General features: G+C 62.3%; 19 protein-coding genes. 5 read left to right on the forward strand and 14 right to left on the reverse strand.

Annotated features, from left to right (window positions below):
• Positions 1-17: 17 nt before the first annotated feature.
• The 3 genes from V1273_RS27880 to V1273_RS27890 all read right to left on the reverse strand — a co-directional run bounded on the left by V1273_RS27880 (position 18) and on the right by V1273_RS27890 (position 1,550).
• On the reverse strand, positions 18-155 hold the full coding sequence (locus V1273_RS27880) for a hypothetical protein (protein WP_334364545.1): 138 nt from the start codon (positions 153-155) through the stop codon (positions 18-20).
• Between the two features lie 5 nt (positions 156-160).
• Positions 161-595: a cupin domain-containing protein gene (locus V1273_RS27885; protein ID WP_334364546.1), complete on the reverse strand. Its 435-nt coding sequence runs from the start codon at positions 593-595 to the stop codon at positions 161-163.
• Between the two features lie 301 nt (positions 596-896).
• Complete coding sequence (locus tag V1273_RS27890; protein ID WP_334411550.1) at positions 897-1,550, reverse strand: glutathione S-transferase family protein; 654 nt, start codon at positions 1,548-1,550, stop codon at positions 897-899.
• Between the two features lie 176 nt (positions 1,551-1,726).
• On the opposite strand from V1273_RS27890, the gene V1273_RS27895 reads away from it, so the two are divergent.
• Positions 1,727-2,950, forward strand: a complete 1,224-nt coding sequence (locus tag V1273_RS27895) for a polyhydroxyalkanoate depolymerase (protein WP_334411551.1) — start codon at positions 1,727-1,729, stop codon at positions 2,948-2,950.
• A 196-nt stretch (positions 2,951-3,146) separates the two neighbouring features.
• Positions 3,147-3,941 carry a substrate-binding domain-containing protein gene (locus tag V1273_RS27900; protein ID WP_334384153.1) on the forward strand — a complete coding sequence of 265 codons (795 nt, stop codon included), beginning with the start codon at positions 3,147-3,149 and terminating at the stop codon, positions 3,939-3,941.
• 92 nt (positions 3,942-4,033) lie between these two features.
• On the opposite strand, the gene V1273_RS27905 is transcribed toward V1273_RS27900, so the two are convergent.
• The 6 genes from V1273_RS27905 to V1273_RS27930 form a co-directional block, all read right to left on the reverse strand.
• Positions 4,034-5,770, reverse strand: a complete 1,737-nt coding sequence (locus tag V1273_RS27905; RefSeq protein WP_334411552.1) for a bifunctional protein-serine/threonine kinase/phosphatase — start codon at positions 5,768-5,770, stop codon at positions 4,034-4,036.
• A gap of 62 nt (positions 5,771-5,832) precedes the next feature.
• Positions 5,833-6,684, reverse strand: coding sequence for a formate/nitrite transporter family protein (locus V1273_RS27910; protein ID WP_065744419.1), 852 nt, complete (start codon positions 6,682-6,684; stop codon positions 5,833-5,835).
• A gap of 648 nt (positions 6,685-7,332) precedes the next feature.
• Positions 7,333-8,079 (reverse strand): transporter substrate-binding domain-containing protein, encoded by a 747-nt coding sequence (locus tag V1273_RS27915; protein ID WP_334412276.1) that lies wholly within the window; start codon positions 8,077-8,079, stop codon positions 7,333-7,335.
• A gap of 112 nt (positions 8,080-8,191) precedes the next feature.
• On the reverse strand, positions 8,192-8,854 hold the full coding sequence (locus tag V1273_RS27920) for an OmpA family protein (protein WP_334364550.1): 663 nt from the start codon (positions 8,852-8,854) through the stop codon (positions 8,192-8,194).
• The gene (locus V1273_RS27925) at positions 8,854-9,270 is read right to left on the reverse strand and encodes a hypothetical protein (RefSeq protein ID WP_334411553.1); all 417 of its coding nucleotides are present in this window, start codon (positions 9,268-9,270) and stop codon (positions 8,854-8,856) included. Before V1273_RS27925 ends, V1273_RS27920 begins: the two co-directional genes overlap by 1 nt.
• Before the next feature lie 186 nt (positions 9,271-9,456).
• The gene (locus tag V1273_RS27930) at positions 9,457-10,650 is read right to left on the reverse strand and encodes an MFS transporter (RefSeq protein WP_334411554.1); all 1,194 of its coding nucleotides are present in this window, start codon (positions 10,648-10,650) and stop codon (positions 9,457-9,459) included.
• A 68-nt stretch (positions 10,651-10,718) separates the two neighbouring features.
• On the opposite strand from V1273_RS27930, the gene V1273_RS27935 reads away from it, so the two are divergent.
• From V1273_RS27935 to V1273_RS27945, 3 genes are all read left to right on the forward strand, one after another.
• Entirely contained in the window at positions 10,719-11,519 is an 801-nt protein-coding gene (locus V1273_RS27935) for an AraC family transcriptional regulator (RefSeq protein WP_334411555.1), read from the forward strand.
• A 237-nt stretch (positions 11,520-11,756) separates the two neighbouring features.
• The gene (locus V1273_RS27940; protein WP_334364554.1) at positions 11,757-13,109 is read left to right on the forward strand and encodes a malonyl-CoA decarboxylase; all 1,353 of its coding nucleotides are present in this window, start codon (positions 11,757-11,759) and stop codon (positions 13,107-13,109) included.
• A 21-nt stretch (positions 13,110-13,130) separates the two neighbouring features.
• The gene (locus V1273_RS27945; RefSeq protein WP_334411556.1) at positions 13,131-13,562 is read left to right on the forward strand and encodes a GNAT family N-acetyltransferase; all 432 of its coding nucleotides are present in this window, start codon (positions 13,131-13,133) and stop codon (positions 13,560-13,562) included.
• A gap of 14 nt (positions 13,563-13,576) precedes the next feature.
• On the opposite strand, the gene serA is transcribed toward V1273_RS27945, so the two are convergent.
• The 5 genes from serA to V1273_RS27970 all read right to left on the reverse strand — a co-directional run bounded on the left by serA (position 13,577) and on the right by V1273_RS27970 (position 18,021).
• Positions 13,577-14,836, reverse strand: coding sequence for a phosphoglycerate dehydrogenase (gene serA, locus V1273_RS27950; protein ID WP_334411557.1), 1,260 nt, complete (start codon positions 14,834-14,836; stop codon positions 13,577-13,579).
• Between the two features lie 343 nt (positions 14,837-15,179).
• Complete coding sequence (locus V1273_RS27955) at positions 15,180-15,428, reverse strand: DUF3297 family protein (RefSeq protein ID WP_334411559.1); 249 nt, start codon at positions 15,426-15,428, stop codon at positions 15,180-15,182.
• A 17-nt stretch (positions 15,429-15,445) separates the two neighbouring features.
• Positions 15,446-15,922: a glutathione peroxidase gene (locus V1273_RS27960; RefSeq protein WP_334364557.1), complete on the reverse strand. Its 477-nt coding sequence runs from the start codon at positions 15,920-15,922 to the stop codon at positions 15,446-15,448.
• Between the two features lie 68 nt (positions 15,923-15,990).
• A complete protein-coding gene (locus V1273_RS27965; protein WP_334411560.1) occupies positions 15,991-17,382 on the reverse strand; it encodes an amidase family protein in 1,392 nt (463 codons plus the stop codon).
• A 72-nt stretch (positions 17,383-17,454) separates the two neighbouring features.
• On the reverse strand, positions 17,455-18,021 hold the full coding sequence (locus V1273_RS27970) for a c-type cytochrome (RefSeq protein ID WP_334411561.1): 567 nt from the start codon (positions 18,019-18,021) through the stop codon (positions 17,455-17,457).
• Positions 18,022-18,127: the final 106 nt, after the last annotated feature.

An 18,127-nucleotide genomic window follows, 5' to 3' on the forward strand; every position in this document is an offset into this window, starting at 1 on the left:
AACGAACCGCGCCCGAATCACTGATTTGGTGCCGTACGCTCCTGTTCACGGCTAGATGTCGGGCGCCATCCCAGCCGGCGCACCACATAAAGCACCACAGCAATCGGTCGCAGCCAGCGGCCGACGACAAAGGTTAATTCCTCGGCGGATGACATGGCGGTCAGCTCCACGGCGTGGGCGGCGGCACCTTGTCGATCGCAGGAGGGACGTCGACGGTCTTGAAGTCGGCGGGGCTGACGATCTCGAGGTACTCCATGTCCTTCGAGTAATCGTACAGGTAATGCGTGATGCCCGGCCGCTGATGCACGACATCGCCGGCCTGCACCAGGGTCGACTTGTCCTCATACATGAAGCGCGCCCAGCCCTTGGTCATGATCACGATCTGGAATTCGCATTCGTGCTTGTGCCAGCCGGTGCCCTCTTCAGGCGGCAAGTCGGGGTTGGCCTTGACCAGGTGGCAAATCACCTGCCCGCCGGTGGCATCGGCAATGCCGAGATCGCGGTACAGGAAGAAGTCGCGCAGACCTCCGCCCTTGAACTCGGTATCGCCGGGTTTGACGTGCGAGAATTTACTGACGATGGCCTGCTGGTTCATGGAAACCTCCACGGTTTTTGTTCGCGAGACCGCGAGGCAAGGCGTCCAAATTTTCGGCAGCGTCGCATCGTCGCGTTCACGGCTGCATGTTGCTATGCGAAATCCACGCCAGTCGCGCTGCAATGCAGCGGTCGCCGGCATCGGTGTAGCGAACCGCTTGGCCGGAGGCAGAAATCCGGTTTCGGCAGCGTGCGAAAAAATGGCGAACGGGTCGGCCGCACACAGATCACGACCGATACCGGCTTGAGCAAGCCTGCCCGTTGCCTGAGCCGTCCAAACGGGCATGCCGCGCCAGGCCTGCCTAATATTCGACCTCGAGTTCCTCGATATCAGCCGGCTCGGCCTTGGCGGCCTCGATCCATTCCTGCATCTCTGGCATCGCCATGATGGTACTGGCGTAGGCAGCGAGGACGGGCTCGAGCTGGACGTCATAAGTCATGAAACGGGTCACGACGGGCGCGTACATGGCGTCCGCCATGGTGCGCTCGCCGAACAGGAACGGCCCGCCTGATTCCGCAAGGCATTCGCGCCAGATGGTGCAGACCCGGTCGATATCGGCCTGCGCGCGCGACCAGATCTTGAAGCCGGGGAAATAGCCCTTCAGGTTGACCGGCAGCGAGGCACGCAGGGTGGTGAAGCCGGAATGGATTTCACCGCAGATCGAGCGGCAATGGGCGCGCCGGATCCGGTCGGCCGGCAGCAGGCCAGCGCCGGGCATGGCCTCGTTGAGGTATTCCGCGATCGCCAGCGTATCCCAGATGGTGGCGCCGTCGTGGCGCAGGCACGGCACCAGGATCGACGACGACAGCAGCAGGATTTCGGCCCGCGCCGAGGCATCGTCGGGAGCGGTGATGACCTCCTCGAATTCGAGACCTGAGAATTTCGCGAGCAGCCAGCCGCGCAGCGACCAGGACGAATAATTCTTGCTGGAGATGGTCAGTGTCGTCGTCGCCATATGGCCTTCCCTCGAATCCCCAAAACGGCTTTGCCGGGCAAGGGCGGCCGACCGCGGCGCCGCCCAATGCCTGTGCGCTGGGCATTTGCGCAGCAAACCACGTGCCAGTTTTAGAGGCGGCCGGGCCCGCTGTGGCGTCGATATTGCATGGCGTTATGGGACAGGGGCTGATGTGAATGATGTCAATGATGTACCAAGCCTATCAGAACCACATGGACCTGACGTCGCCATGGCGGACCGGGGCGGCAGCGGCACTCAGATATCTCAACCTGGTGCCGCAGGGCGTCTCCGACAAATTGTTCGGCCGGCTGGCCGCTTCGCTCGAACTGATCTCGCGCTCCTCCCTCACTTATCACCGGCCAGCCTATGGCATCGACAGGGTACTGGTCGGCAATCAGGAGCTGGAGGTAACCGAGGAAGTCACCTTCGCCACCCCATTCGGCTCGCTGCTGCACTTCAAGAAGGAGCTTGCGCCGGAGCAGCCGCGGCTGTTGCTGGTGGCGCCGATGTCCGGCCATTTCGCGACGCTATTGCGCGGTACCGTGAAGACACTGCTGCAGGACCACGACGTCTACATCACCGACTGGCACAATCCGCGCGACATTCCGCTTCGTGTCGGCCGGTTCGGGCTCGAGGATTACACCGATCACCTGATCACCTTCCTGGACAAGATCGGTCCGCGTGCGCACTTGGTGGCGATCTGCCAGCCGTCGGTCTCGGCGCTGGCTGCGGCTGCCGTGATGTCGGAGGATAATCACCCCGCCCGCCCAGCGACTCTGACCCTGATGGCCGGGCCGATCGACACGCGGATCCTGCCGACCAAGGTCAATGAATTCGCCAGGAGCAAGCCGATCAACTGGTTTGAAAAGAACCTGATCAATTACGTGCCGGTGCAGTGCAAGGGCGCGTTCCGAAAAGTCTATCCCGGCTTCGTGCAGCTCACCGCCTTCGTATCGATGAATTTGGAGCGCCACATCAAGCAGCACATCGACCTCGCCAATCATCTCGCCAGGGGCGAAAAGGAAAAGGCCGCGATCATCAAGACCTTCTACGACGAATATTTTGCGGTCATGGACCTGCCCGCCGAATTCTATATCGAGACTGTTCGCGACGTGTTTCAGGAGCATCTGTTGCCGCAGGGCAAACTGATGCATCGCGGCCGGCCGGTCAGCCCGGCCGCGATCAGGCGCATGGGCCTGATGACGGTCGAGGGCGAAAAGGACGATATCTGTTCGATCGGCCAGACGCTGGCGGCACAAGACCTCTGCACCGGCGTGCGCGCCTATCGCAAGGTGCACCACATGCAGGCCGGCGTCGGCCACTACGGCGTGTTCTCCGGCAAGCGCTGGAACAACGAGATCTATCCGCTGCTGCGGGACTTTGTGCATCTGAATTCGTGAGGGCTGGCGCACCGCTCTCTCCACGTCATTGCGAGGAGCAAAGCGACGAAGCAATCCATTGGCTCCTCGTGCGCCGAGAGATGGATTGCTTCGGTTCGCTCGCAATGACGGAGTGGCGGGTCTAGCCGTCCTCCCTCTCGCGCGCTAGCATTTGCCAAGGTCGACCGCTCAAGAGTCGTCCCAGGAGGATTTCATGATGCGGCTTTCAAAAACACTTCGCACACTCGCGCTCGCCACTCTCAGCGCACTCCTGCTGTCCGTCACAGCCACGGCTGCCGAGGTGCACGTGATGATCTCGGGCGGACTGTCGGCCGCCTACAAGGCGCTAGTTCCGGAATTCGAGCGCAGCACCGGCCACAAGGTACTGACGGCCTACGGGCCATCGATGGGTACGACCACGAATGCTATCCCGGTACGGCTGGAGCGAGGCGAACCGGCGGACGTCCTCATCATGGTCGGTTATGCACTCGACGATCTCGCCAAGAAAGGCAAGGTGACTGCCGGCACCAAAGTCGATCTCGTCAAGTCGCCGATCGGGGTTGCCGTCAAGTCAGGCACGCCGAAGCCGGACATCTCTACGGCGGATGCGCTCAAGCGCGCGCTGCTTGCGGTGAAGACGGTCGCCTATTCCGACAGCGCCAGCGGCGTCTACGTCTCGACCGAGATGTTCGACAAGCTTGGCATCAAAGAAGCCATGCAGGGCAAGGCGCGAAAAATTCCGGCAACCCCGGTCGGTGAAATCGTCGCCCATGGCGAGGCTGAGATCGGCTTCCAACAGATGAGCGAATTGAAGCCCGTGGAAGGCATCGAGATCGTCGGCCCGCTGCCGGACGAGCTGCAGAAGATCACGGTGTTTTCCGCAGGGATCGCCAGCGTCTCGAAGGAGCCCGACGCCGGCAAGGCGCTGATCAAGTTCCTCGCCTCACCCGCCGCGCGCCCCGAGATCGTCAAGAGTGGCATGGACCCGATTCCGGCGGGCGCGACGAACTAAAGCCCCGCAGGGCCTGGACACAAAATCGCGAAAACAACCCCATGCAAAGTAGGTTTGCGCCCCCACGAAAAGCCAGACGCGGACGGGGCGCCCTACCGATGCCCACCGTGCTGCATGGCGAGCAGCACGATCACGGCGAGCGCCAGCACGACCGTCGTGCTCTTCCAGAACAAGAGCGGATTGCGCTCGATCAGCGGCGTCCGTGACGTCGAGAGATAGTTGGCATTGGGATGGCGCAGGTCGAACAAGAATTCCGAAAAACTGTCGTAACGCTTGTAGGGATTGGAGTGCACCGCCTTTTCCAGCGTGCCGTCGATCCATTGCGGCAACTCGCGGTCGCCATGCGACGCCGGGCGGTAGACCAGCTTGTTGAATTGCGACCTGGTCCGCGCCTTTGCGATCTGCGCGCCGTAGGGCAGTTTTCCGGTCAGCATCTGGTAGGTGATGACGCCGAGTGAAAACAGGTCCGAGCGCGTCGTCGCCGGCTCGCCGAGGAAATATTCGGGGGCGGTGTATTGCTGGGTGCCGAGAATGTCATTGCGGATGCCGGAGGGCTCGCCCTCGACGACACCAGTGATTTTCGTCGAACCGAAATCTATGATCTTCACGGTGCCCGTAGCATCGATCATGATGTTGTCGGGCCTGACGTCCTGGTGCAGCATCTCCTTGCGGTGGAAGGCGCGCAAGCCCTTGGCGATCTGCTCGACGATGCCGCGCACGGTCTCCAGGCTCGGCTTCGGATTGTCGATCATCCATTGCGTCAGCGTCTGACCGTCGATGTACTCGGTCGCGACATAGAGGAAGTTGCGCTTGCGCTGCAGCAGGCAGGGTTTCAGCACATGCGGGCTGTCGATCCGCCGCGCCACCCACTCCTCCATCATGAACCGCTTCAGGTAAGCGGGATCGTCGCGCAAGTCGATCGACGGAATCTTGATGGTGACCACCGCGTCGGTTTCAATGTCGACGGCGAGATAGATATGGCTGCGGCTGGAGCCGTGCAGTTCGCGGACGATCCGGTAGCCGTCGAACACGGTGCGCGCCTCCAGAAGCGGCGGCAGCGGCAGTTCATGCGGCTGCGCGAACACTTCGCTGGCGGCGCCGTCGGGCACCTCATCGACGCGGACGATCTGGACGGTGAGATTGTCCTTGCTGCCAGCTTCAAAGGCCTGGTCGACAATCCCCTTCGCGGCCGCATCGAGATCGGCGCCGCCTTCGTTCACCGCCTTTGCCATGCGACGGGCGCTAAGATGCTCGTAGACGCCGTCGGTCGCGAGAACAAAGACGTCGCCCGGCTCGAGCCGCAGCATCTGGTAGTCGATCTCGATTTGCGGATTTACGCCGAGCGCCCGGCCAAGATAGCTCTGCTGCGACGAGATGACGATGCGGTGGTCGTTGGTCAGTTGCTCCAGCGTGTTGCCGGAGAGACGATAGATGCGGGAATCGCCGATATGAAAGAGATGCGCCGTGGTCGACTTGATGACCATGGCGGAGAGCGTACAGACGTAACCGCGGTCCTTGTCATAGGCATACTGGCTGCGCGTCTGCGAATGCAGCCAGGAATTGGTTGCCTCCAGCACGCGCTGCGCCGAGGTGCGCACCGACCAGGATTCCGAGGTGCAGTAATAGTCGGTCAAAAACCCCTTGACCGCCGATTCCGCGGCGACCCGGCTGACCTTGCTCGTGCTGATGCCGTCGGCCAGCACGATGGAAATGCCCTTGAGGCTGAGCAGCGGCTCGTCCGGGATCAGGACGCCATGGAAATCCTGGTTGGTTTCCTTGAGGCCCTTATCGGAAAATTGTCCGACCGATATTTTCAGCTCGCGCGGCATTCCCGGCTTTCACGACAATGGGCCTCTCCCGTTACGAGGAGAGGCCCATCCTCGTCTTAAGATCAAGCGGCAATGCGCGAGGACGGCCGCGAAGATGCCGCAGCCGACGCGCTACGCGACGGGCCGGTCTTCACGTGAGTGGCGTAAAGTGTCAGCCCGGTGAAAGCGAGACCACCAACGAGGTTGCCGACCACGGTCGGGATCTCGTTCCAGACGATGTAGTCCCACCAGGTGAACTTGCCGCCGAGCAGCAGGCCCGACGGGAACAGGAACATGTTCACGATGGAATGCTCGAAGGTCATGAAGAAGAACAGCATGATCGGCATCCACATCGCGATCACCTTGCCGCTGACGTGGGTGGAAATCATCGCGCCGACGACGCCGGCCGAGACCATCCAGTTGCAGAGCATGCCGCGGATGAACAGCGTCAGCATGCCGGCCGCGCCATGGTTGGCATAGCCGACGGTGCGGCTCTCGCCGATCGTGCCGATCACCTGTCCGACCTTGTCCGGCGGCTGCGACCAGCCGAAGGTGAACACGATCGCCATCATCACGGCGACCGTGAAGGCGCCGGCAAAATTGCCGATGAAGACGAGGCCCCAGTTGCGCAGCACGCCGCCGAGCGTCACGCCAGGGCGCTTGTCGATCAGCGCCAACGGCGCCAGCACGAACACGCCGGTGAGCAGGTCGAAGCCGAGCAGATACAGCATGCAGAAGCCGACCGGAAACAGCGCGGCGCCGACGATCGGCACGCCGGTCTGCACGTTGATGGTGATCGCAAACGCCGCGGCAAGCGCAAGGATCGCTCCGGCCATGTAGGCGCGGATGACCGTATCGCGCGTCGACATGAAGATCTTGGATTCTCCGGCGTCGACCATCTTGGTCACGAATTCCGAAGGCGCGAGATAGGCCATTCCAGTTCCCCTTTCGAGACAACGTTGAAGCGCGCCGGATGCTGCGCAGCCGTGCACCGATTGAATGAAAAATCTTGCCGTCCTCGTGCGCGACAGATCCCGCGCCGCCTTTGAACGGCACAGAACGACGCAGGTCACGCCCGATCAGGAACGGAGGATGCGCGAGCTATCGTGAGGTGGTCCCGAAGACTGCTCGAAGCGCCTCACGCGAGGCCGCTTGATCCCAACGCCTTCAGCCAACGCTGGCCTTGGCAATCCGAACGGACGGCAGTCGTCATTGACTGAGACAGGATTAAGCAATCGATGTGCCAACCCGAAATCGAGCCGCAGGCTCAAAAAGGCGCGTATTTCTACGTGGTTATGGCCCTATCGCGCGGTGCCCGGAGAGGAACTGCTGCCTTGTATTTGTGCAGTTGCACATATGTTAGCGCCTGCTGTGCAGCGCCTCGTCGTGCCGAAGCGCGCGTAGCACGGCGCTGAATCCGCAAACTCGCTGTCGTCCCGGACAAGCGAGCACGGCGAGCGCCGATCCGGGACCCATAGCCACAGGACAAAGTTTTGCGAACGCTGGCGCCCCTGCATCTTCCAACAACTCAATCCTGTGGCTATGGGTCCCTGCGTTCGCAGGGACGACAGCGGAGCAAGCTTCTACTTCGTCTGCGTCCGGATCGGCCGATCTTGCAGGCCGTTATTGTCGTAGGCCTTGCGCAGCGTGCCGTTGGAGATCGCTTCGTTCAGGAACTTTACCGCAAACGCCAGCGACAGCGGATGATTGGGCGGCACCGCCACCGCCGTCACGGTCTGCTTGAAGGTTTCATCCAGCACGCGCGTGCCCGGAATCCTCTTTGCCATCGCGTTGAGCTGATCGCGCGACAGCGCGAACGCATCGATCTCGCCATTCTTGAGCAGGCCGAAGATTTCGTCATAGGTCTGGTAGCCCGTGACCTCAGCGTTCTTCAAATGCGCGAACGCGCCGCGCATCGTGGTCGTGTTATTGACCGCCGCGACCTTGATCCCGGGTTGATCGAGTGTCGCGAAATTCGTGACTGTCGAGCCAGGCTTGACGATGTAGGTCGCATCCGACACCTCATAGATCGGTCCGAACGACATCCTGCCCTCACGTTCCGGATCCTTCGGCAGGAAGGTGATGTCCCAGGCGCCCTTCGACGCCGCATCGACGATCTGCCCGGAATTGTTGTGCGCGACATATTCGACGGGGACGCCGAGTTGCTCCGCCATCGCCTTGCCGAGATCGACCGGCACGCCGGCATAACCGGTCTCTGTCCTGGTCGACCAGAACGCGCCGCCGGCCGGACTGATCGCGATCGCCACCCGCAGCTTGCCGGTCGGCGCAATCTCATCCTTCAAGGCATCGGCTGTAGCGGGCATCGTCATCATCACCGTCAATCCCAGCAAGAGACCGGCCGTTGCCGGCGAGAGTTGATTGAACATCGGGTGCTCCTTTCCCAGCCGGCGGCTGGCGTCGCGCTCACCCCTTCACCGATGATCAGCGCTTCTTTTTTGCCGCAGCCGCACCTTTTGGAGCCGCAGCCGGTGTTGCCGGCTCGGCCGTTTCGAACTTGCCGATCGCCATGATCTGGACGCGCGCATTGGCTGATGACGCCGGACGATTGACATCCTGCAACTGTTCCTCGCCTAAACCAAGCGCCTGAAGCCGTTTCGGCGACACCTTGAAGGTGTTCACCAGAACGTCGCGGATCGATTCGGCGCGCCGCTGGCTCAGGATCAGATTGTGGTCGCGCCTTCCGGCGGATTCGACATGATCGACGATCAGATAGCGGTAGGGCCGCGTCTTCGGATCTGTGAGCGCGTCCGCGATGCTGCCGATGGTCTGATAGGAGGCCGGCCGGATCAGGGAGGAATCCTGGTCGAACACGACGTCGACACGGATTTGCGGCAGCTTCGTCAGTTGCGGCGCGATCGGCGGGCGCTTCTGCGGCTGCGCATCCGCTCTTGCCTTGATGCGGTCGGCAGCCTGCTGGCGCAACGCAGCCAAGTCGATATCCGACTCGGCTTCGACGGCAAGCTTCTCAATGATGTCCCCGCTCGACATGGCGGTTTGCGCCCGGCTCGCCGTTATCGGCAGGGCAAAGGCAGCCATGGCGCCCAGCGCGAGACCGATGCCGCACAGCTTTTCTCCGCCAAGCATCAGCGATACCCCGCGGCGCTGATCGCCTTGTTGCAGTTCGGGGTCGCCTTCTGGGTGGATTCCAGCAGGCATTGCAGACCCTTGACAGGATCGGTCCGAACCTCGCCGCAGAAGCGGTTCAATTCCCAATTGCACAGTCTCACAAGCGAGGTGCGCGCGGTAATGCGCTGCTGGATGGCGCCGAGGGCCTGGGGATAATCGGTCTTGCACTTCGCCGACACCACATCCTGATTGCGGCCCAGGCACTCCTTCAGGCGCGTCGCATCGAGATTGACGCCGCGGCAATTGTCATCGATGTCCTTGCCGCAGCTCGCGGCCAACATGGCCGCGGCCTCCTCGAATTTCATGGTCTGCGCCGTCGCCAGCGAAGGTATAAATATCGCAATGATGAACAGGAAAAGCCGGATTCGGGTCATGCGCTCACCTCACACAAGGAGGGTGGCGATGGTCAAGTGTTCTGTTTGAGTTCACGGCCGCACAGCGGAGCTATTGCGCCGCAACAAATCGTCGCGGGTCGCAGGGGCCAGCACCTCCGTTCGTCATGCCGGCCTCGTGCCCGCCTTCCATGACGGAAAGGGTGCATGATCAATTGATTAGTGATGTCACGGCGCGGTTTGCGCGGCCGGTACCTTGATCTCCTGCGGCAGGATGATCGCCGCCACGATCACCAAAAGGCACAGCGCGCCGAACGCCTGCAGCATGGTGACGAAGCCGCCCTTTTCGTAGAGCCACGCCACCAGGCCGACCGAGGCGCCGGCCGCAGTGAAGCCGACGAAGTAGCGCACCGAGTAGGCGCGCGAGCGCCACTCCTCGGTGGTGTACTTTCCGACCATGGCGTCGTTGACGGTGACCTGCCCGAACGCACCCATCACGATGCCGATGGACGCGATGATCAGCGGCAGGTTCGACAGCGTCGCCGCGAAGTACATGAACGGCGCCAGCAGGAACGACAGCGGCAGCATCACGGCCTTCAACGAATAATGGTCGATCAGCTTGCCTATGGTATATTGCGTCATCGCGCCGAACACATAGACGCCGGCCGCGATCACCCCGAGCAGGGCCGGACTGTTGGTCAGGCCGGCCAACCGCTCGGCGAACAGTTTCGGCATCGCCACGGTGATGGCGTTAAAGGTCGTGGATATCGCGATCACCACGATCAAAAGCGCCAAAAACACCCGCCACATGTCTTCTTTCGCAACCCGCGCCTGCGCTGCGGCCTGCCTGGTGCCGGTTCGGTCCTCGTGCACTACCATCAGCGCAAAGGCCGCGCCGATCAGGATTGTGACGATTCCCGGCCCGATGAAGGCCCAGCGCCAGCCGAGATACTGCCCGATCACGCCGGTGACCAGCGCCGAGGACGCCACGCCTAGATTGCCCCAGACGCCGTTCAGGCCCATTTCACGGCCGAGTTTGTCGGCATAGGACACGATCATCGCGGTGCCGACCGGATGATAGATCGAGGCGAACAGGCCGATCGCCAGCAGTGCCGCGCCGAGTTGTAAGGGCGTTTGCACGAAGCCGACGGCGATCATCGACGCGCCGATCCCAGAGAAGAAGATCACCATCATGTGGCGCCGGCTCCAGCGGTCGCCGAGCCAGCCGGTGACCAGCGAGCCGGCGCCGAAGGCGACGAAGCCCGGGGTGGCGTAAGGCAACAGCTCCGAATAGGCCATGCCGAGCGCCGGGCCCATGATGATGACGGCGGCGGCGAAGATCAGCATCGAATAATGGTCGATGAAGTGGGCGGCGTTGACGAAAGTGATCACCCGGCTTGCGCTGTTCCTTGGGCTGTTCATGGTCGATTCCCGAATCCCGCAATTTTTCGAAATAGGTTATACGGGGTTGTCCTGACGGGATGTCGCCAATGAATATCGCCGAAAAGCCAATTGCCGCCATTATCGGGCGCCGCATCTCGACCGGTGACGGCATCCACATGATTGCGAACAGCTACCGGAAGGGCGTCCGGCTCGACACCCACATGCACCGCGAGGCGCAGCTCGTCTATGCGGCGAAGGGCACCATGCAGGTGACGACGCCAAAGGGCCGCTGGCTGGTACCGCCGGACCGTGCGGTGTGGGTGCCCGCGCTATCGGAGCATGCGATCGACGTGCTCGCCGATATCGAGATGCGTACGCTCTATTTCGAACTCGACTGGCTGCAGCGCGAAGTGCGCAGCCACAGCCTGGATGCGGAATTCGTGGTGCGGGTGTCGCCGCTGCTGCATCAGACCATCCTGGCTTTGTTCGACGATCGCGGCGACCGCGAGCGAACCGAGCTTCTGCTGCGACTGGCCATGATGGAGCTCGACCAGGCCGAAGATTCAGCGACGTTCATCCCGCTGCCGCGCGAGCTGCGCTGCCGGCGCGCCGCCGACATCGTGCTCGCGGACCCAACCGGCGACCATGAGATCGAAACGCTGGCGCGCGAGGTCGGCACCTCGGTGCGGACGCTGTCGCGGCTGTTCTCGTCGGATACGCAATTGAGCTTCAAGAGCTGGTGCCAGCGCGCCCGGATTGCAGCGGCGATCGAGAGGCTGTCGACGGACGCCGGCGTCTCCGTCAAGCAGCTTGCCTCGGATTTGGGCTACGCCAGCGTGCCGGCGTTTTCCCATGCTTTCCGGCAGGTTACCGGCAAAACGCCGACGGAATTCGCTGGGAAGGAGTGAGGTAAACGACATTGTATTGACGTCATTACCCGCGAAGGCGGGGTAATCCAGTATTCCAGAGGCGGTGATGATTAACGAACAGGCCGCGGCGCGTACTGGATACCCCGCAGGAGCCTGTCATCAGGCTCGCCGAAGGCGATGGCGGGGCATGACGACCTGGACTTCTTGATTGTGATCGGCACCGACCTAAATCCCATGTAAGATTCCGCAAAACCCCCGCTGGATTCGACCCGCCACATGGCCAATGCCTTTTTCTCCGATCTTCTCGCGACGATATCAGAACGCGGCCGTACACTGCTGCGGCGGGCCGGACCGTCCGACGACGGCCAGGACGCTTCGGAGCTGATCGAGTTATGTGAAGCGCTGCTGTCGGGCCGCGGCGAAGCGTCCGGCACCGCGATGGCGCGCGAGGTGCTCGATCGCTACCACGATCTCGACGCCGCCGGCCGGCTCACCTTCTTCGAAACGCTGGCCCGCAACTTCGGCCCCGACCGCGAGAAGCTGTCGCAGGCGATCGAGAGCTGGCGCAGCCAGCCGAATGACAGCGATGCCAGCGACCTTCATTTTGCGTCCGAGCCGCGTCGGCAGGAGCTGATCCGCCGGCTCAACCGTGCGCCCGGCGGCACCAGCGAGCTGGTGGCGATGCGCGCCGACCTGCTTTCCTTGATGAAGGGCAACAAGGATCTGGCCGCGCTCGATCGCGACGTGGTGCATTTGCTGTCTTCTTGGTTCAACAGGGGATTTCTCGTGCTGCGAAGGATAGACTGGTCGACGCCGGCCAATATTCTGGAACAGATCATTCGCTATGAAGCCGTGCACGAAATCCGCGACTGGAACGATTTGCGCCGCCGCATAGATCCCGTCGACCGGCGGTGCTACGCCTTCTTCCATCCCCAGCTCAACGACGAACCGCTGATCTTCGTCGAGGTCGCGCTGACCGAGACAATTCCGACCGCGATCGCACCGCTGCTTGCCGCCGAACGGCAACCGGTGCCGATCGAACGCGCGCGCACCGCCGTGTTCTATTCGATCTCGAATACGCAGAAAGGGCTTGGCGGCATTTCCTTCGGCAGCTTCCTGATCAAGCAGGTGGTCGAGGAGTTGCGGCGCGAACTGCCGAAGCTCGACACCTTCATCACGCTGTCGCCGGTGCCGGGCTTCATGCAATGGCTGAAACAGGCCGACGATGTTCCGCTGGGCGATGAGGAGCGGATACTGCTCGAAAGCCTCGACAAGCCGGACTGGTTCGAGAACGACGAACTGACCGCGCAATTGCGCACCGTGCTGGAACCGCTGGCGGCGTACTATTTCCTGAAAGCCCGCACACCGAAGGGCCGACTGGTCGATTCGGTGGCCCGCTTCCACATCGGCAACGGCGCACGGCTGGAGAAGATCGACTGGCTCGGCGACCTCTCGCCCAAGGGCCTGCGGGAATCTGCAGGCATCATGGTCAATTACCTCTACCGGCTCGAGGACATCGAGAAGAACCACGAGGCCTACGCCAACCAGGGCGAGATCGCCGCCTCCAGCACGGTGAAGAAACTGCTGAAGACCGAGGGGCGGCGGTTATTGGACATGCGGCTGTCATAGGACGGCGCGGAGCCCTTCGCGATGACGGTCATTTGGAGCGACAGCCGCGACGGCGTGGACTGGCAGGAACTCGAAGCGCTCTATCGGGCTGCCCCGCTCGGCACCAAGAAGGCGGCCGATCTCGAAGTGGTGTTCGGCAACAGCATGTTCTGCTGCTTTGCCCGCGATGGCGACCGCCTCGTCGGCGCCGGTCGCGTCCTGGCTGACGGACGCGATTGCGCGTATCTTTGCGACGTCGCTGTTTTGCCGAGCCATCAGGGTACAGGTCTCGGAAAACAGCTTATCGAAAGACTGCTCGCCCAATCACAAGGACACGCGAAGATAATCCTCTATGCGGTCGCCGGCCGCGAGCCGTTGTATGCGAAATTCGGCTTCCTGCGGATGAAGACGGCGATGGCCATTTTCAGGAACAGGCAATCAGCCATCGAGAAGGGGTTGCTGTCCGAGGGCTGATCTGGGAATCCGCTTCAGGACTTGTACTCATAGAGCAACCGGGCTCGGATGGTGCCTTCCAGCGCCCGGATGTCCGCGAGCACGCGCTGGCCGTCGGCGGCCGAGGCATCGACGTCCAGCACCACGTAGCCGACGTCGTGCGCGGTCTCGTAATATTGCGCGGCGATGTTGACGGTATGACGCGCCAGCACTTCATTCAAACGCCCGAGCATGCCCGGCAGGTTGCGCTGCACCTGAATGAAACGCGTGCCTGACGGCCGCGGCGGCAATTGAACCTGCGGGAAGTTGACGGCGCCCATGGTCGAGCCGGAATCGCTGTAATCGACCAGCTTGCGCGCGACTTCGGCGCCGATACGCTCCTGCGCCTCCTCGGTCGAACCGCCGATATGCGGCGTCAGGATGACGTTCTCCAGGCCCTGCAGCGGCGAGACGAAGCGCTCGGAGTTCGAGCGCGGCTCGACCGGAAAGACGTCGACTGCGGCGCCGCGGAGCCGGTTTTCCCGCAGCGCCTCGGCGAGCGCCTCGAGGTCCACGACAGTGCCGCGGCTGTTGTTGATGAAATACGCGCCATGCTTGATCGCGCGAATCTCCTCGCGCCCGATCATGCCGTTCGTGGCGGGAGTTTCCGGCACATGCAGGCTCACGACATCGCTTTGCGTCAGAAGCTCATGCAGGCTCGCGGTCGGCTCGGTGTTGCCGTGACGAAGCCTGTCGGTGTGATCATAAAAGATCACCCGCATGCCCAGCGCTTCCGCGAGGTTGGAGAGCTGCGAGCCGATATTGCCGTAACCGATGATGCCGAGCGTCTTGCCCCTCACCTCATAGCTGTCGTTGGCCGACTTGTCCCAACGTCCCTCATGGGCGGCGTTGGAGCGCGCGACGATCCGGCGCAGCAGGACGACGATCTCGCCGATTACAAGTTCTGCCACGCTCCGCGTGTTGGAGAACGGCGCGTTGAACACCGGAATCCCGCTCCGGCGCGCGGCCTCAATGTCCACCTGGTTGGTGCCGACGCTGAAACATCCGACCGCGATCAGGCGGTCCGCAGCGTCGAGAACCTCCTTGGTGATTTGCGTGCGCGAGCGGATGCCGAGCAGATGCACCCCCTTGATGGCCTCTTTCAGAGCATCGCCCTCGAGCGCCTTGGATAGGCGCGTCATGTTGGAATAGCCGGCAGTCTCAATTATCTGCACGGCGCTGTCGTTGACACCTTCAAGGAGCAAGACGCGGATCTTGTCCTTAGCAAGCGAGAGTTGGGGAAGCGTGGTGGCCAAGATCGCGACGTCCTTCAACGATGGATGAGCGGTAAACTAGCGGCCCGGAAATCCATGATCGGCGCCAGAGCGAATGCCCTGTCCAGGCCACCGATTCCAGTCTTTCCTATGGCATCCGGCCCTACGCCGCCAGCGCCTTCATCTCGGCATAGAGATCGGATTTTCCCTCCCGGCCATGGCGTTCGGCGAGTAGCCGGAACAGCGGCTTCCCTGCGATCTTCGCCACCGCGTCCCTTCTGCCGTCATTGCGAGCGAAGCGAAGCAATCCATCGAGCCGCGCATATGGACGGATGGATTGCTTCGTCGCTTCGCTCCTCGCAATGACGGTTGATGCAGATTTGGCTCAAGACTTCGCCTTGTCGCGGAAATACGGCTCCACCGGGCCGTGCACCTTGATGGTCAGCGGATTGCCGTAGCGATCCTTGGCATTGCCTGCGGTGACGCGCACCCAGCCCTCGCTGATGCAATATTCCTCTACATTGGTCTTCTCGACGCCCTTGAAGCGAATGCCGACGTCGCGCGCGAGGATATCGGCGTTGTAGTACGGGCTGCTCGGATCGACCGAAAGACGGTCGGGGAATTGGTCGCTCATTGCTTTGTCGGTCTCGTTCACAGCAGTGCCTCGATTTCTCTTCTGATTCCCTCGGGCGTCGCGGTTGGGGCGTAGCGCCCGACCACCCTGCCCGAGCGGTCGACCAGGAATTTGGTGAAATTCCATTTGATCGACGGACCCAACAGTCCCGATTTCGCGTTCTTCAGATGGTTGAACAACGGATGCGCATGGCTGCCGTTGACGTCGATCTTGGCGAACATCGGAAACGTTACGTCATATTTGCCTGCGCAGAATTGCTCAATCTGCTTGGCGTCGCCCGGTTCCTGCCCGCCGAACTGGTTGCAGGGAAACCCCAGCACCGCAAAGCCGCGCGGCGCCAGTTCACGATGCAACTGCTCCAGGCCCTTGTATTGCGGCGTGAACCCGCAGGCGCTGGCAGTATTGACGATCAGGAGCACCTGGTCCTCGAACCGCTTCAGCGGAATGTCTTCGCCGGTAAGCGACTGCGCCGTAAAATCATAAACGCCTGACATCGTCCTCTCTATTGTCACCGGAGCATGATCTTATCCGAAAACCGGTACCCACTTTTCGGGATCATGCTCTAGCTCGCCGGATCGATCGCTGCCGAAGGCGTTCCGCCGGCTTCCACCGCCTCGCCTGCGGCGAGACAGAGATCTTCGCGATAGCGCCCGGAAACCAGTTGCACGCCGACGGGAACGCGTCCGACCAGTCCGGTCGAAACCGTTAGCCCGGGCAGGCCCATGAAGGGAATGGCGATCTGCGGCAATTGCGCATGCCAGACGCGCGCAAACGACGCCTCGTCCTTGCGGTCGAGCTGATCGGGGAACGGCAATTCGCCCGATACCGGCATCAGCAGCACGGCATATTGTTCGAAGAACCCCAGCCATTCGCGGGTCAGCGTCGCACGCCGTGTCAGCGCTTTCGACAGGTCGAAGGGATGCACTTTCGCGCGGTTGCCGCGCAGGCACGCCAGCGCGCCGGGATCGCCTTCGCGCTCGGCGGCTTCCAACTGCGCCTCATAGCCGTCGCCGAGCCAGAGTTTCGTCTGCAGATCGGCGGCCTCGCGCAGCGGCGGCGTGTCGGCGATTTCCTCGACGATCCAGCCCGCGCGCTCGAGCCGCTTGCCGGCGTCCACCACCGCAGCTTTGACTTCAGGTACAGGATCAAGGCCGCCAGGGTTGAGGCACATCGCGACGCGCTTCGGCATTGCCGGCCCTTCGAGCGGCGCCGGCACCCACCAGGGATCGCGATAATCCTGCGCCGACATCGCAGCCAGCGCGATCCTGATATCGCCGATGGTGCGGGCCAGCGGGCCCGACACGGCGCTGATCTGCGGCCCGATCGGCCGTTCGGGGAGCGCCGCGTTGAACGCCGCGATGCGTCCCATGGTCGGCCGCAGCCCGTGCACGCCACAGGCGTAAGCCGGATAGCGGATCGATCCCGCAATGTCGGTGCCGTGCGCGATATGACCGATGCCCGCTGCGACCGCCGCACCAGCGCCGCCGGACGAGCCGCCGGGGGTGATGCCGGGGTCACGGGGATTCTTGGTGTCGCCATGGATGAGGTTGGTGGTGAACCAGCGATAGGAGAACGCCGGGCAATTGGTGCGACCGAGAATGACCGCGCCGGATTTGCGCAAATTGTCGATCACCGGGCTGTTGCTCTTGGCGATCGCGTCGCGCTGCAGCTTCAGCCCGTTGGTGGTGGGAAAACCTTGCTGGTCGATATTGACTTTCACCGTAACAGGCACGCCGCCCAGCGGGCCGGCATCCTCGCCGCGCCCGATCGCGGCATCGATGGCGGCAGCCTGAGAAAGAACGTCCTCGGGCCTGTGGTCGACAACAGCATTGATTTTGGGATTGACCGCGTCGAGCCGCGCCAGCGCCGCGGTCGCTGCCTCTTTCGCCGAGACTTTTTTCGACCTGATCAGTGAGGCCATTTCCGCAGCCGACAGTCGCCATAGGTCTTGCATGCAAAACTCCATCCAATTGCCGCCCTTGTAGCGCCGCGCGCCGGGCAATGCCAGCGGGGCCGCCGCCCGGATCTAGCGCATACGGGCGATGTAATGGGCGAGATCGGCAATCTGCCCTGGCGAGATCGGCGCCATCACGTCGGCCATGCTGGCGTCGTAGCCGTGGCGGCTATTGTCTTTGTACTCGCCAAGCGTCTTGGCAAGATAATCCTCGCGCTGGTTGGCGATGCGCGGGACGTTTTCCTTGCCGGCGAGGTCGCCGTTATGGCAGCTATCGCAGCGATGCTGCCGCACCAGCGCCTGGCCGCGCTGCATCCGCGCCGGATCGCCATTTTCCCCTGGCGGCTCAGGCTTCGGCATCTTGGCGATGAAGTCCGAGAAAAGGCGGAGATCGTCGTCGGTCAGCGGCTTCGTCATCTCATTCATCGGCTCGAAGACGCGCAACTTCTCGCGGAACATGAAAAGCTGGATCAGCGTATAGGGCGCCTGCTGGCCGCCAAGCGACGGCGTGTTTTCGGTTTCCGATTGACCTTTCTCGCCATGACAGGCGAGGCACGGCGCGATGCGTTGTTCGATGGTTTCGGCGCTTGCTGATAGGGCGATAGAGGCAAACGCCAGCGCCATTATTGTTTTACGCATCGGCCTTTTCCCGGCACTGTCGTCATTCCGGGGCGATGCGAAGCATCGAACCCGGAATCTCGAGATTCCGGGTCTGGTGCTTACGCACCAGACCCGGAATGACTGC

The sequence above is a fragment of the Bradyrhizobium sp. AZCC 1721 genome, from assembly GCF_036924715.1.
GTDB lineage: Bacteria > Pseudomonadota > Alphaproteobacteria > Rhizobiales > Xanthobacteraceae > Bradyrhizobium.